Below are 1,146 nucleotides of genomic sequence, written 5' to 3' on the forward strand. Positions count from 1 at the left end.
AAGGCCTTTGAATAAGACAAAAGGCTGCCTCATCGCTAACTTTGCAACAGTGCCCTATAAGCCACGCACCGAACTTCATGCTTCAGGTGGAATCAGGGTTTCCACCCTTGGCGAAACTTTCCTCGACATGCTTCGTGAACCGGATCTCTGCGGAGGATATATGCATGTCCAGGATGTGTTTAAAGAATATGCAGCGGAGCATCTGCCAGTAATTGTTAAAGCCGTAGACAAAACTGGTACGGGTATTGATAAAGCCCGTACCGGTTATTTGCTCGAAGAGGTTTGCGGCCTGACACACCGGACGATTGACAGCTGGAAAGCAGGCGTTCAGCGAGGTGGGAGCAGAAAGTTAGTCGCTTCAAACCCTTACAAAAATGTCTATTCCGAAGTATGGTGTATTTCAATTAACAACTGAGTCAGACATCTGCCATGGAATATTCTATTGAGGACTGGATAGCCGCAGCTCCAGTAGACCGTGTAACCTTTCGTCAGGCGGTCCACATTATTTTGCAGGCTATCGCGTCAAGTGACTATCTGCAGCCACGGATGATCATGAAAGGTGGCATGTTAATGGGCCTGCGGTACCAGAGCTCTCGGTTTACTGAAGACATCGACTTTTCCACAAGCCTTCGTTATGCCGATATTGATGAAGCCAAATTCCGTGAAGAACTGACGGAATCGCTACAAATTGCCTCTGATGAGTTACCTTACCAAGTGCTGTGTGCTGTACAGAGCATTACGATACAGCCTAAAGACGTGGAGAACGCCACCTTTCCGTCATTTAAACTGAAAATTGGGTATGCGCGCCGTAATAATGAAGGTGAGATGAACCGCCTCAGAAATGGTCAGTCGCCTAATACCGTTAAAATTGATTACAGCTTTAATGAACACAGTTTCGAAATGGATCACATCAGCCTGACAAATGAAGAAGAGTTGCAGGCATACAGTTTTACTGACCTTGTAGCGGAAAAAATCCGTTCGGTTATCCAGCAGGTGGAGCGCAACCGGTCACGCCGTCAGGATATCTATGATCTGAATTTACTGATGGATATTGTGACGCCGGACAAGAAAGAATGCTACACCATCTTGACGGCACTGTTGCAAAGTTAGCGATGAGGCAGCCTTTTGTCTTATTCAAAGGCCTTA

1 protein-coding gene and 1 pseudogene are annotated in these 1,146 nt (G+C 46.5%); both read left to right on the forward strand.

Annotated features, from left to right (window positions below):
- Nucleotides 1-415 (forward strand): annotated as a pseudogene (locus HX884_RS26545) (hypothetical protein); the annotation flags it as partial.
- Between the two features lie 14 nt (nt 416-429).
- Nucleotides 430-1,110, forward strand: a complete 681-nt coding sequence (locus tag HX884_RS26550; RefSeq protein WP_178329041.1) for a nucleotidyl transferase AbiEii/AbiGii toxin family protein — start codon at nt 430-432, stop codon at nt 1,108-1,110.
- Nucleotides 1,111-1,146 lie beyond the last annotated feature (36 nt).

This window comes from Enterobacter sp. SECR19-1250 (assembly GCF_013391025.1).
Lineage (GTDB): Bacteria > Pseudomonadota > Gammaproteobacteria > Enterobacterales > Enterobacteriaceae > Enterobacter > Enterobacter cloacae.